At 62.4% G+C, this 11,419-nt stretch carries 12 protein-coding genes and 1 pseudogene; 3 read left to right on the top strand and 10 right to left on the bottom strand.

The genetic code is table 11. The features are described from left to right. Both I8N66_RS14805 and I8N66_RS14800 read right to left on the bottom strand, forming a co-directional pair. A partial coding sequence (locus tag I8N66_RS14805) for an ABC transporter substrate-binding protein (protein WP_291154796.1) occupies positions 1 to 580 on the bottom strand: 580 nt, incomplete at its 3' end. A gap of 46 nt (positions 581 to 626) precedes the next feature. Then, positions 627 to 2,500 (bottom strand): annotated as a pseudogene (locus I8N66_RS14800) (TonB-dependent receptor); the annotation flags it as partial. Positions 2,501 to 2,738: 238 nt separating this feature from the next. Between I8N66_RS14800 and I8N66_RS14795 the strand changes: the two are divergent. After that, positions 2,739 to 3,668, top strand: coding sequence for a LysR family transcriptional regulator (locus I8N66_RS14795; protein WP_291154766.1), 930 nt, complete (start codon positions 2,739 to 2,741; stop codon positions 3,666 to 3,668). 35 nt (positions 3,669 to 3,703) lie between these two features. On the opposite strand, the gene I8N66_RS14790 is transcribed toward I8N66_RS14795, so the two are convergent. The 4 genes from I8N66_RS14790 to I8N66_RS14775 all read right to left on the bottom strand — a co-directional run bounded on the left by I8N66_RS14790 (position 3,704) and on the right by I8N66_RS14775 (position 7,345). After that, entirely contained in the window at positions 3,704 to 4,630 is a 927-nt protein-coding gene (locus tag I8N66_RS14790) for a fatty acid desaturase (RefSeq protein ID WP_291154764.1), read from the bottom strand. A gap of 222 nt (positions 4,631 to 4,852) precedes the next feature. After that, positions 4,853 to 5,659 carry a PhnD/SsuA/transferrin family substrate-binding protein gene (locus I8N66_RS14785; RefSeq protein WP_291154762.1) on the bottom strand — a complete coding sequence of 269 codons (807 nt, stop codon included), beginning with the start codon at positions 5,657 to 5,659 and terminating at the stop codon, positions 4,853 to 4,855. Between the two features lie 110 nt (positions 5,660 to 5,769). Continuing rightward, positions 5,770 to 6,600 (bottom strand): type 1 glutamine amidotransferase domain-containing protein, encoded by an 831-nt coding sequence (locus I8N66_RS14780; RefSeq protein ID WP_291154795.1) that lies wholly within the window; start codon positions 6,598 to 6,600, stop codon positions 5,770 to 5,772. 49 nt (positions 6,601 to 6,649) lie between these two features. Next, positions 6,650 to 7,345 carry a type 1 glutamine amidotransferase domain-containing protein gene (locus I8N66_RS14775; protein ID WP_291154760.1) on the bottom strand — a complete coding sequence of 232 codons (696 nt, stop codon included), beginning with the start codon at positions 7,343 to 7,345 and terminating at the stop codon, positions 6,650 to 6,652. A 122-nt stretch (positions 7,346 to 7,467) separates the two neighbouring features. Here I8N66_RS14775 and I8N66_RS14770 point away from each other — a divergent pair, with 122 nt between their 5' ends. Further along, positions 7,468 to 8,355 carry a LysR family transcriptional regulator gene (locus I8N66_RS14770; RefSeq protein ID WP_291154758.1) on the top strand — a complete coding sequence of 296 codons (888 nt, stop codon included), beginning with the start codon at positions 7,468 to 7,470 and terminating at the stop codon, positions 8,353 to 8,355. A gap of 50 nt (positions 8,356 to 8,405) precedes the next feature. On the opposite strand, the gene I8N66_RS14765 is transcribed toward I8N66_RS14770, so the two are convergent. Then, on the bottom strand, positions 8,406 to 9,047 hold the full coding sequence (locus I8N66_RS14765) for an HD domain-containing protein (protein ID WP_291154757.1): 642 nt from the start codon (positions 9,045 to 9,047) through the stop codon (positions 8,406 to 8,408). A 119-nt stretch (positions 9,048 to 9,166) separates the two neighbouring features. Here I8N66_RS14765 and I8N66_RS14760 point away from each other — a divergent pair, with 119 nt between their 5' ends. Beyond that, a complete protein-coding gene (locus I8N66_RS14760; RefSeq protein ID WP_291154793.1) occupies positions 9,167 to 10,144 on the top strand; it encodes a GlxA family transcriptional regulator in 978 nt (325 codons plus the stop codon). Positions 10,145 to 10,163: 19 nt separating this feature from the next. On the opposite strand, the gene I8N66_RS14755 is transcribed toward I8N66_RS14760, so the two are convergent. Genes I8N66_RS14755 through I8N66_RS14745 form a run of 3 tightly spaced genes read right to left on the bottom strand, consistent with a single transcriptional unit; the run spans position 10,164 to position 11,153 of the window. After that, positions 10,164 to 10,379, bottom strand: a complete 216-nt coding sequence (locus I8N66_RS14755; RefSeq protein ID WP_223728015.1) for a hypothetical protein — start codon at positions 10,377 to 10,379, stop codon at positions 10,164 to 10,166. A 43-nt stretch (positions 10,380 to 10,422) separates the two neighbouring features. Then, positions 10,423 to 10,833 (bottom strand): SRPBCC domain-containing protein, encoded by a 411-nt coding sequence (locus I8N66_RS14750; protein WP_291154753.1) that lies wholly within the window; start codon positions 10,831 to 10,833, stop codon positions 10,423 to 10,425. Further along, the gene (locus I8N66_RS14745) at positions 10,830 to 11,153 is read right to left on the bottom strand and encodes a metalloregulator ArsR/SmtB family transcription factor (RefSeq protein WP_113539146.1); all 324 of its coding nucleotides are present in this window, start codon (positions 11,151 to 11,153) and stop codon (positions 10,830 to 10,832) included. Before I8N66_RS14745 ends, I8N66_RS14750 begins: the two co-directional genes overlap by 4 nt. Positions 11,154 to 11,419 lie beyond the last annotated feature (266 nt).

Below are 11,419 nucleotides of genomic sequence, written 5' to 3'. Positions count from 1 at the left end.
CATTCGGCAGACCCAGCCGGGCAAGCAAGTCGCCGAACATGCTGTCGAAACCAAAGACGCGCACGTGCCGTGCATCGCCGATGTTGACGATATAGGTGGATCTGCCCGCGAAGGGAGCGAGCGCCTGCCTGTGACCTTCGATTTCGCCGGCTATTTCCTTCAGCAACGCCGCTGCCTTATCCGAACGTTCGAGCCGGTCGCCGAGCGCCTTGACCGCCGCCAGCGCCTTCTCAAAGGGCGGCTCGCCGCGAACGTAGAACGGCAGTGAGAAGAGCGGCGCGATCCGGCCGAGTGCTGCCTCATGGCGCACATAGAACGGCGAAATCAGGATCAGGTCGGGTCTGAGCAGGTGAATCAGCTCGAAATTGGGCGAGCCGCGCAATCCGAGATCGACGACATCGTTCGGCAACGCCGGCTCTACCGCATCGCTTCGGAACTGGATGAGTTCCGTCGCGGCAACCGGCGTGAGGCCGAGCGCGCACAGCGTCTCCAGCATCGCCCAGTCGATCGCGGCGATGCGCAAAGGCACGTCGGCCCGGCCATCCGGCGCGGCAAGCAACAGCGCCGCGCCGAGAAGCAGTTCCCGGCGGCTGACGAAAGGACCCAATGCCCGCTCTCTCAATTCGCTACCAGCTATAGGTCAGCTTCCCCATGAATGTGCGGCCGTCGCCGTAGTAGCAGCCGAAGGAGCTGCAGCTTGCGACATAGTCCTTGTCGAACAGATTTTGAACGTTGAGCGAGGCCTTGTAACCATTCTTCTGATAGGAGAGCGCGAAATCGGCGAGCACCACCGAATCCAGGTTGAAGGTGTTGGCGCTGTTGCCATAGCGCTGGCCGACGAAGCGAACGCCCGCCCCGACGCCGAGACCTTCAAGCGCCGTGTCCTCCTGGAAGGTGTAGTTCGCCCAGAGGCTCGCCATATGCTCCGGCACGTTTTCGACGCGGTTGCCGTCGTCAGCGCCGGCCGCAATCCGGGCGTCCGTGTAGGTATAGGCGGCGCGCAGGTCGAGCCCTCGCGTTATGCTGGCGACGCCCTCGAGCTCCAGGCCACGGACATTGACCTCGCCGATCTGCGACGAGATGCCGGCGATGGTGCGCAGCACGTTCTTCTGCTTGAGGTCGTAGACGGCTGCCGTGAAAAAACCGTTCCAGTCAGCCGGCTCGTATTTCACACCGAGCTCCACCTGCTCGCCCGATGTCGGCTCGAAGGGCGAGCCATCCGGCCCGGCCCAAGCGTCGCCCGCCAGCCGCCGAGTGCCAATTCGTCCTGCGCATAGACGCCAAGCTGCGAAAGCGCGCTGTCGACCGTCGTATCGAGCGTCGGCGCGATCAGCCGGATCGGCCCGCCATAGCTTGGCGAGCGCACGTCGATCGGCGTCGCCTGGAAGAAGCGGGTCCGCACATTGTTGTCGAAGTGGCGATAGTCGAGGCCGACAAGCAGCGTATGGTCGGCGTCGCCGGTCGAGAATTCGCCCTGCAGATTGTTGTCGACGTTGACTGTGTTGAGCGCTTCGTCCTGGAAGGTCGCGTTTCGCCGCAGCGTGCGGCCGTCAGCCGCAAGACCAAGCGTCGACATGCCGAGCGACTGGTAGTCCAAATCGAAATCGGAGTAGCGGAAATTCTGCCGGAAGATCCAGCTCTCGCTCAGGCGATGTTCGAGCTCGTATCCGAGATTGGTGAGCGTGCGGCTGGAGCGGTCGAAGGTTTCGTCACCGACATAGAAGTCGCGCGGCAGGCGAAAGTCGGTCGCGTTCAGCGTGTATTGCGGCGGCAGGCCCGAGGGCGTGCCGGGATTGTCGTGCTGGACGCTCGCAAGGATCGTCAGCTTGGTATCCTCGTCCGGCTGCCATGTCAGCGCCGGTGCGATGAAATAGCGGTCGTTGTCCAGTTCATCGACCTGGGCAGCGGCATTCTTGCCAAGACCGGTCAGCCGGTATGCGAAATCCGAATCCTCACCCAGCGTGCCGCCGAAATCAAAGAAGCCACCAAAAGTCTCGAAGCTTCCACCCTGCACGCCGACTTCGCCGAAATTCTCAAAGACCGGCTTCTTGCTGATCATGTTGATGATGCCGCCCGGATTGCCTTGACCGTACATGACCGAGGCGGGCCCGCGCAGGACGTCGATGTTTTCGAGCCCGTATATTTCGACGGCCGGTGCGCCGGCGGTGCGCATCATCCTCAGACCGTTCAGGAACTGGGCCTGCCGGCCATCGAAACCGCGTATGATCGGCGTATCGAAGCGCGGATCCGTACCGAAGGGCTGCGCCAGCACGCCGGGCGTGTAATTCAGCGCCTGCCCTACCGTCTGCGCACCCTGCGCCTCGATCTGGTCATGCGTGATGACGGACACGGATTGCTGCGTCTCGAGCAGGGGTGTGCCGGTCTTCGAAGCGGTGCGGCTCGACTTCGCCACATAGCCCTCGACGGGACCGCCGGCGTCCCTGTCGCCCTTCGCGACGATCGCCTCGAGCCTGGTCTCGTCTTGCTGCTGCGCCATCGCCGACTGTCCGGCGTATCCTACCAAAGCGACGGACGTAAGCAGCAACCAGTGAATGCGTGACATGTGACGACGAAAGCCTCTGCGCACCGCGTACCGCGCGCTCAATCTGGAGTAAATTTGTCATCTTTCTATATGCAAATTTTCCGCCATTCCAATAAGTCGGCACAGGTTTTTTCAGAACTAATGATTATGATATCAACAGGCAGCATCGCTTTCAGTTATTACACCAAGAGGCCTCATGTCGGCTCCGAAGTCACCGCGCGCCGCAACCTTCGAGCTTCGGCACCTGCGCTATTTTATCGCCCTGGTGGAGGAGAAAAATTTCGAGCGCGCCGCCGCCCGGCTCGGGATTGCCCAACCCGGCCTCAGCCAGCAGATCCTCAATCTGGAAAGCCTGGTCGGCATCCCGCTGCTGAATAGGGCGAAGCGTTCGGTACAACTGACGCTCTCTGGCCAATTGCTGTTTGACGAAGCCCGAAAGATCGTCGCGCAGGCCGACCTCGCCTTGTCGGAACTGCAACGGGTCGGACGCGGTCAGACGGGCAGGGTATCGATCGGCTATGTCGCCTCGGCCGCCTATTCCGGCGTGCTGACGGCATCACTCACCTCTTTCCGTCACGAGTTTCCCGACATCGAACTTCAGCTTGTCGAGATCGAAATGCGCCAGCAGCTCACGATGATCGCGGAAGGCGATCTCGACTTCGGCTACATTCGCCCACCGGCGCCAATCCCGGCCGGCCTGACGACGACCACGGTTCTGCGCGAGCCACTGGTGGTGGCGCTGCCGACGGCCCATCCGCTGGCCGCCCAGCATGCCATCGAGCTCGCGGCCCTCTCCGACCACACCTTCATAACCCCGCGCCAACCTGCCGATGTCGGCTTCCACTTAAGCACGCTCGACGCCTGCAAGGACGCCGGCCTTACCCCGAAGATCAGCGCGACGGGCCGGGATTTCACCACCATCATGAGCATGGTCGCCGTCGGGCTGGGCATCGCGCTCGTGCCGCAATCGCTGCAATGCCTGCAGCTTCCGGGCGTGCGCTATGTTTCATTGGCGCGAAACCGCGTCACGTCGGATCTCGCGGTCGCCTATCGCAAGGTCGAAGGCTCGGCAGCCGTGCGCGCGTTCGTCGCCCATCACCGAGCACACCATGGACGAACTGCCTAGCGCTTCACGCCGGCCTTTGCCGTTGCGGCTTGCGCTCAAGGGTGCTGCGGATGGCGCGGATCGTCGTGCGGCTTCAGGAGAAACCGACGCGCGACGTCGAGATAGCCGCGATAGACGAGGCCGCCATTGATCGCCAGCAGTGCACCTCTGTGCCGGCGATAGAGCGCCGGGATCTGATACCAGGGAACACCCGGTCGCTGGTGATGCAGCACATGCAGATTGTTGTAGAGAAACAGGAGGCCGAAGAGCGGTGTGCCTTCGACGATCGCCGTCCGCTCGTCGTGATGGCCGGCGTAACGGTGCTCCGCATAGGAGCGAAGCCGCGTCAACGCCGCACCGGCATAGACGAAACCGAAGAGGTAGAGCCAGAGCGGCATGCCGCAGACCGCAAGAACCCAGATGAGGACGACGGCGACGCCTGCCGCGTGCGCGAGCCAGATTCTTGCCCGCTCCCTGTCGCCCTGCACGATCTGCGCCAGTTCCTGCGCGAGGAAACTCAGGATCATGACCAGTGGTCCGAGTGTCAGCCGGCCGAGCAGGGTCGTGTTCCACTCGGCAAGCTTTCGTCCCACCTTGCCCATGCCTTCCCAGGCGGCTCGGGTAAAATAGGAGGACTCCGGATCCTCGATCGGATCCGTCAGATGTTCGTCGCGATGGTGGACGAGGTGCCCTTCCCGATAGATCGCGTAGGGCAGCCAGAGGCAGAGCGGCGGCGATCCGATCGCATCGTTGATGCGTTGGTCGCGCGTCGGATGACCGTGAATGACCTCATGCTGTAGCGACCCGTGCCAGGCAATCAACCAACCGCCCAAGCCGATCACCACCGCGACGGGAAGCGACTTCCAGAACCAGGTCAGGGCGAAAAAACCACCATAGATGGCCACGGCCAGCGCGACGGTCTGCCATTCGATGCGCGCGATTAGAGATAGGCTCGATTGCGGGGGCAGCGCGTCAGTCGACATGGGGTCTCCGGCTAGAAAAAGCGATAGATTTCAATCGCCAATATAAAAAACCGACCAAGGGGAAGGCGCCGCATGGCTTTGCGGCAAAGACACGCAAACGGGAATAGTGGTCGTGCGAAACGCCAGGCCTGTAAAATATTTATTCTATGTAATTTATATTCTATAAAGCTGCCGTGCGCCTGATGTTCGCGACGGCCATCGAGAAGCGTCGCCGCCGAACCGTCAGGCGATCGTCGGATATCCCTGATCGGCGGCATCGCGATCGAAAGCCGCCAGAGCCTCGTAGTCGCTATCGGATAGCAGGCTGATGCCGCGCAGCGAAAGCGTGTCGCAGATCTCGAAAAGCGCCGGGTCGGCAATGGTTTCCGCAAGCACGCGGCGCAACAACACCAGGTCCTTCGCCGGTGTCGATGCTGCGGTGATGAACGGCAAGCCCGGACCTTTTTTTGTCTCTGCCAGGATGCGCACGCCGGCGACGCGATCGGGGTCGAAGCGCAAGGTGTTGCCGAAGGTCACGCAGTCGATCGCCGCGATATCGGCGGCACCGCTGGACACGGCGTCAATGCTCGCCACATGACCGCCGGTCTGCAGCACCGTCGAGAAGAACCGTCCGTCGATCGCATGGGGCGCCACGAAGGCGCGAAACAGGTTGTAACCGGAATTGCTGCCGGGATCGTTGATCGCCGCCTGCGCACCGCGCAGATCCTCGATCGAACGCGCCGAGGATGCGGCGTTGACGATGATGAAACTGCATTTGAGCGCTCCGTCGCAGCCAGGCAGTCCGTAGACCGGCGTCGCCACCAGCTGCACCTGGCCGCGCAGGCGCTGGACATAGGGATAGCCGCAGGTCTGCGCGAACAGGAGATCTGGGCGAAGCCAGGGCTCGTCGTAGCGCATGTCCTCCTTCAAGGCCGCAGGCGCATCGAGCCCAACGGCACAGAGGCGATCCGCCAGCGCCTCCCAGAACATCCGCGTCGCGTCCTTCAGCGGCGCCGGGCTGACATACATGGCAAGGCTTGCGATGGGCATGGGCGACCTCGGAGCGACCGGGTGAAGGCGATCGAAAACCTATGCATTGCATAGACTTAATTCGCAATCGAATTCTGCGCGACCGCAATGGCCGCTCCTGAGGATAGGGACTACTGCACGCGCTTCAGGATCTCACCCGCGACCTTCGCAGCGCTCGCCGGATTCTGGCCGGTGATCAGCTCGCGATCAACGATCATGTTCGACTGGAAGGGCGTATCACCGTTGGCGATCATGCCGCCCGCCAGTGCCAGGGCATCCTGGGGATAGAACTTCATCTCCCCGCCCTTCAGCAGCGGCTTGGCCATCTCTTCCTCGCCATTGCTGAAGACGGTCATGCGATAGCCGGCATAAATCCAGCCGGTATCGGCGACAGTCTGGCGACCCGCCGCCAATTCTCCGGTAAACTCGGCCGACTCGGAAAGTGTCGACAGAAGCGCGATCGGCCCGTGGCACATCAAGGCGGTCGTCTTACCGCCCATGTGAAACTGCCGAAGCAGCTGGCCGAGATTTGCGTCGACGAGCAGATCCTGCATCGGCGCATGGCCTCCGGGAACGTAGACCGCATCAAAGTGGTCGTAGCCGATCTGCGCCACCCGCGACAGGCTGACAACCGAGGTCTCCGTCGGCGAGGTGATCTTCAGCTTGCCGAGCAGTGCTTCGCTTTCCCGCATCGCCGCTTCATCGCCACCGAAATACATCTTGTCGATCGAAGTACGATCGACGCTCGGCGCCATGCCCTTTGGTGTCGCGAAGGTTACCTCATGGCCAGCGTCCAGGAACGCCTTTACCGGCTGCATCAATTCGTTGAGGTAAAAGCCGGTCTCGAAGACCTTGCCGTCCTTGAGGTCCAGCCTGTTTTCATCTGAAAGCACGACCAGGATATTTCCGGCATCCGCGTGCGTGGCGCTAAGCACGATTGCCGTCGTGGCCGCCAACTTCATCAGCATTTTCATCTTCATGTCTCCGAATGGGCCTCCCGCAATGGGCTCTTCAGGCGGCGAGGACGTCGCGCAGCGCCTCGCCGACGCCTGTGGCGGACTGCGGATTCTGGCCTGTGATCAATTGGCCGTCGACGACGACCTTCGATGTCCAGTCCGGCGCCGGATGATGCCGCGCGCCACGCTCGACGAGAGTGCTCGCGAGCAGGAAGGGCACCGTCTTGTCGAGGCCGACGGCACGCTCTTCGGAATCAGTGAAGGCGCTGACATCGCGGCCGGCGACGAGATAGCGACCGTCGGACAGCTCGACGTTTACGAGCGCCGCCGGGCCATGACACACCGCCGCAACCACACCGCCAGCCTCGAAGATCGAACGCGTCACCCGGTCGACGGCACCGCTTTGCGGCAAATCCCACATGGCGCCGTGACCGCCGGCAAAGAAAACCGCAGCGTAGCGCGAGGGATCGACATCATCGAGCCTGACGGTGGTGCGGATCGCCGCTCGAAACGCAACGTCGTTCCAGTACTGCGCATTGATCTTGTCTTCGAGATCGAGGCCGTCAAGCGGCGGTTCGCCGCCTTTGATCGACGCGAATTCGACCGAGATCCCGGCGGCTTCGAGCACGGCCAGCGGATGCGTGACCTCGCCGAGATAGAAGCCGGTCGGCTGGCCACCGTCACCCTTGGAGCCGTGGCTGGTGAGAACGAAAAGCACTGGCTTTCCGGCGGTCGAGGCTGTCTCCGTCATCGTCATTTCCTTTTTTGGGAATGGCCCGGCGTCGCGGGCGTTGCTGATGCAGCCTATTTATTATCTCCACATTCGGCGATAAATTCACTTGCATGGAAATGATTTGGTCCTGAAAGGCAACAATGCGCCGATTCGATCACCTCGCCGACGTCGAGGCCTTCATCACCGTCATCGACAAGGGATCAATGACGGCCGGCGCCGTGGCGCTGGCCACCACGCCATCAGTCCTGAGCCGGGCGATCACCCGCCTGGAAACGAAGCTCGGCACGCAGTTGTTGCGGCGAACGACGCGGCGCATCAGCCTTACGGAGGCGGGGCGAACCTATCTGGAACAGGTCCGCACGGCGTTCGAAACCATCGACCAGGCCGAGCGCGCCGTTCAGGGCGAAGGCGTTGTGGCCGGCCGGGTCCGCCTCAGCGTTTCCACCACCTACGGTCATTTTTGCCTGCCGGAGAAGCTGACCCGCTTTGCGCTGAAGTATCCGTCGGTTGCCGTTGAAGTGTCGATTGCCAACCGCAATGTCGACCTTGTCGCCGAGGGCTATGATCTCGCAATCCGCCTCGGTCAGCTTCCCGACAGCGGGATGATTGGGAGAAAGCTCGGGGACGAGCCGCTAAGGCTTGTGGCCTCTCCCGGTTACCTCGCCCGGTGCGGCATGCCGCAGTCGATCGACGATCTCACGAAACATGCCTGCCTGCCCTTCATCATGCCCAGCACGGGCCGTCCGGCGCCCTGGTTGTTGCGGGTCGACGGCTCGGATATCGAGTGGACGCCCCATGGCCCCGTTCATGTTCAAGACGATGTTCTCGGTACCGTGTCCCTGGCGGAGGCCGGTCTTGGCGTTTGCCAGACCTATGACTTCGTCGTGCGGGATCGCCTGGCGCAGGGAGGCCTGGTCGAACTCCTTCCGGAACTGGGCGGTCGGTCGCGTCCCTTCTCGCTCATCTACCCGCCGCATCGCAACCTGTCTGCCGCGACGCGCGCCTTGATCGATTGCCTTTTGGAATAGGCTGTCGGGCAAGGGCTGCGGCAGGACATGCGGCAACCCTCGCACGAGCCTCAGCCGTGCCAGTGCGAGCAGCGGATGACGTTGCAGAAATTGCCGCGATGGAAGTGGGGCTCCTTGTCAGCAATGACATCGGCCTTGACGTTGCCGAAGGTGGTGTCGGGCTTGTGCTTGATGCCGTCGTAGAAGGCCTGAATGATATCTTCCTTGAAATTGGGCGTGCGCGGGAATGCGCCGACCACGGCTTCGCGCTCGGCGTCGGAATATTGCTGGTAGGTGAGGCCGAGTACATCCATCTCGACGCCGGCGGTCACGAGTGCCACGACCGGATGCATATGTTCGGGCACGCCCGGCGTCGTGTGGAGCGCTATCGCCGTCCAGACCGTGTAGGCATCCGCTTCCGAAATGCCATGGCCACGCAGAAAGTCGCGCGCGGCATGGGCGCCGTCGACTTCGAAGCGTTCATGCTTGCTGCTGTGGCTCGGCATCAGGCCGATGTCATGGAACATCGCCCCGGCATAAAGCAGTTCGCGGTCGAAGGTCAGCCCGCGGTGAATGCCGGCGAGCGCGCCGAAATGGTAGACGCGGCTCGAATGGTTGAAGAGCAGTTCGGTTTCCGTGTCGCGGATATACTCCGTGATGGCCCTCGCAAGCCCGCCATCGGGGATGGCTGCCTCTTTGACGATGAGCGACATGTGCTTTCTCCTTGCGCTTTTAGCTCGCCAGAAGGATAGAAATCACCCAATCTGTCTGCAATTGAAGTGACACGTCAAATACAGCCATTTTCAGATCAAGGCGGACGTGGATGGAGAAGATGGCGAGAACGGTCGTGATGGTGGCGTTGCCCGGCGTGCAGCTCCTCGACGTCTCGGGTCCGTTGGATGTCTTTGCGGAAGCGAATGCGCAGGTCGGGCGCGAGACCTACCGCCTCCTTGTCGCCGCGGCAGAGCCCGGGCCAATTCGCAGTTCGTCCGGCGTCCGGTTGATGGCGGACCGGATCATCGGCGGCGATTTCGACGATGTGATAGACACCCTGCTTGTCGCCGGATGTCCGAATGCGGCGGAGGTGCCCGCGGATGGCGTGGTTCTGGATTGGCTGCGGCAGCGGGCGCCAATTGTCCGGCGCTACGGATCGGTCTGCAGCGGCGCCTTCTTCCTTGCCGCGGCGGGGCTGCTTGCCGGGAGGCGCGTGACGACGCATTGGGCGGTGGCCGAAGCGCTCGCGCGGCGGTTCCCCGAGGTGACCGTCGAGGAGGATTCAATCCATGTGAGCGACGGGCCGGTGCGCACGGCTGCCGGGGTGACGGCCGGGCTCGACCTGGCGCTGGCGCTGGTCGAGGAGGATCTTGGGCATGAGGTCGCCAAACGGGTGGCGAGCCAGCTCGTGATGTTCTTCAAGCGGCCCGGAGGGCAGCTGCAGTTCAGCCGCAAGGGGGAAGCGGCACCGGCCGGGCGCTCGGCGCTTCAGGAACTACAGCGCTGGATCGCCGTCAATCCCGCAGAGAATCACAGCGTTGCCAGCCTCGCCAAGCGGATGGATCTCAGCCCGCGCCATTTCTCCCGGCTTTTCCGCAGCGAGGTCGGCATCACGCCGGCAAACTGGGTTGAGGAGGCGCGGGTCCATGCGGCCCGTCGCCTTCTCGAACGGGGCCATGACGCGCCCAAGCAGGTCGCGGCCCAGTGCGGCTTTGCCGATGCCGATACGCTGCGTCGGGCCTTCACCCGCCATGTCGGCGTAACGCCGGCCGAGTACCGAAAGCGCTTCGCCAGCCCGGCGCTTCTCGCCGGGTAAATTGGCGGGTCGCATCACCCTATTCGGCCGCCTGAACCCTGCCTTGCGGCTTGCTCAAATAGGGCAGCACGAAGAGATAGAGGCCGGTCGGCAAAAGCACGAACAGCGGCGGCAGGGGCAGGTAGTAGACCCATTCGGGAAGCGTCGCCAGGGGCATGCCGATAAAGATCCCGGCAACGGCCAAGGAGAATAGCAGGGACGTCCAGCGATGGATTATCCGGATCAGAGAAGTCATTCTGGCACCTTGAATTCGGGCGTTGGATCGAGCGATGGAGCGATCAGTCGAGCTTTGCGACGACCTCTTCCAACTGCGTGAAAAAGCGCTGCCAACCGACGGTTGCGCCCTGGAAGTAGGACTTCTGGTCTGCGCGGAAGCCGCGCTGTTCCATGCGCAGGCTCGTGCCGCCATTGGCGGGAGCAAGCGTCCAGGTGACAACGCTGGTGAGGTCCTTGGTGTCCCAGCGATAGGTAAGCGAGCGGTTCGCCTCGATCGTCTGAACCTCGCAGTCGACCTGTCCCCAATCGGCTGACAGGGTAAAGCGGCGGCCGACTTCGGGAATGAAATCGTTGCGCATCAGCCATTCGGCGATCAGATGCGGTTGCGTCAGGGCACGCCAGATCTTCTCGGGCGGATGCGGGAAGTCACGTTCGACCACGACAGAGCGTGTAGTTTCCGTTGTTTCGATCATTGGTCCATTCTCTTCAGCAAATCATCGAGATCATCGAAGCGGTCCTGCCAGAAGCCGGCCATCTCCGTCGTCCAGTCAACCAGGGTCGCAAGCGCCTCGCGCTTCGCGCTGTAATAAGTGTAGCGGCCCTCATGCCTGTCGTGCACGAGCCCTGCCGCCTTCAGGATTTTCAGATGCTTGGACACGACCGGCTGCGAAACGCCGGCATCGGCCAGCAATCCGACGACGGTCGTATCCCCTTGGCGGCAGAGGTGCTCGAAGAGCCCACGACGGGTGGGATCGGCGAGCGCCCGAAAAACCGCATCCTGCAACTGCGACATATCTCATACCCAATTGGCTATATGATGACGTATAGCCAATTGGGTATGCGTTTGTCAAACGCGTAATGATTGCGGCCCGCGCACAGATCATTTCCTGCCGGCGCGGCTTCAACTGCCGCGAAAGATCAGCCTAGTGGGAGGATATGTCGATCGCTTCGCCGATCGCGTAGAAGTGTCCGCCCGCGACATAATGCAGGCTGCGCAGGGCCGGGTCGGCGGTCTCGAACATCCAGTGCCCGTCACGAAACACGCGATCGTCCGCCCAG

The sequence above is a fragment of the Ensifer sp. SSB1 genome (assembly GCF_016652895.1).
In the GTDB taxonomy this organism is placed as follows: Bacteria; Pseudomonadota; Alphaproteobacteria; order Rhizobiales; family Rhizobiaceae; genus Ensifer.
The sequence above is the reverse complement of the archived record's forward strand: the minus strand, read 5'-3'. Positions and strand labels throughout refer to the sequence as shown.

Bases quoted from the DNA above. Each gene is read 5' to 3' on its own strand.
- I8N66_RS14795 (WP_291154766.1), top strand. From the start codon at position 2,739: ATGTCGGCTCCGAAGTCACCGCGCGCCGCAACCTTCGAGCTTCGGCAC.
- I8N66_RS14755 (WP_223728015.1), bottom strand. From the start codon at position 10,379: ATGACTTCTCTGATCCGGATAATCCATCGCTGGACGTCCCTGCTATTC.
- I8N66_RS14765 (WP_291154757.1), bottom strand. From the start codon at position 9,047: ATGTCGCTCATCGTCAAAGAGGCAGCCATCCCCGATGGCGGGCTTGCG.
- I8N66_RS14770 (WP_291154758.1), top strand. From the start codon at position 7,468: ATGCGCCGATTCGATCACCTCGCCGACGTCGAGGCCTTCATCACCGTC.
- I8N66_RS14760 (WP_291154793.1), top strand. From the start codon at position 9,167: ATGGCGAGAACGGTCGTGATGGTGGCGTTGCCCGGCGTGCAGCTCCTC.
- I8N66_RS14780 (WP_291154795.1), bottom strand. From the start codon at position 6,600: ATGAAGTTGGCGGCCACGACGGCAATCGTGCTTAGCGCCACGCACGCG.
- I8N66_RS14790 (WP_291154764.1), bottom strand. From the start codon at position 4,630: ATGTCGACTGACGCGCTGCCCCCGCAATCGAGCCTATCTCTAATCGCG.
- I8N66_RS14785 (WP_291154762.1), bottom strand. From the start codon at position 5,659: ATGCCCATCGCAAGCCTTGCCATGTATGTCAGCCCGGCGCCGCTGAAG.
- I8N66_RS14775 (WP_291154760.1), bottom strand. From the start codon at position 7,345: ATGACGGAGACAGCCTCGACCGCCGGAAAGCCAGTGCTTTTCGTTCTC.
- I8N66_RS14745 (WP_113539146.1), bottom strand. From the start codon at position 11,153: ATGTCGCAGTTGCAGGATGCGGTTTTTCGGGCGCTCGCCGATCCCACC.
- I8N66_RS14750 (WP_291154753.1), bottom strand. From the start codon at position 10,833: ATGATCGAAACAACGGAAACTACACGCTCTGTCGTGGTCGAACGTGAC.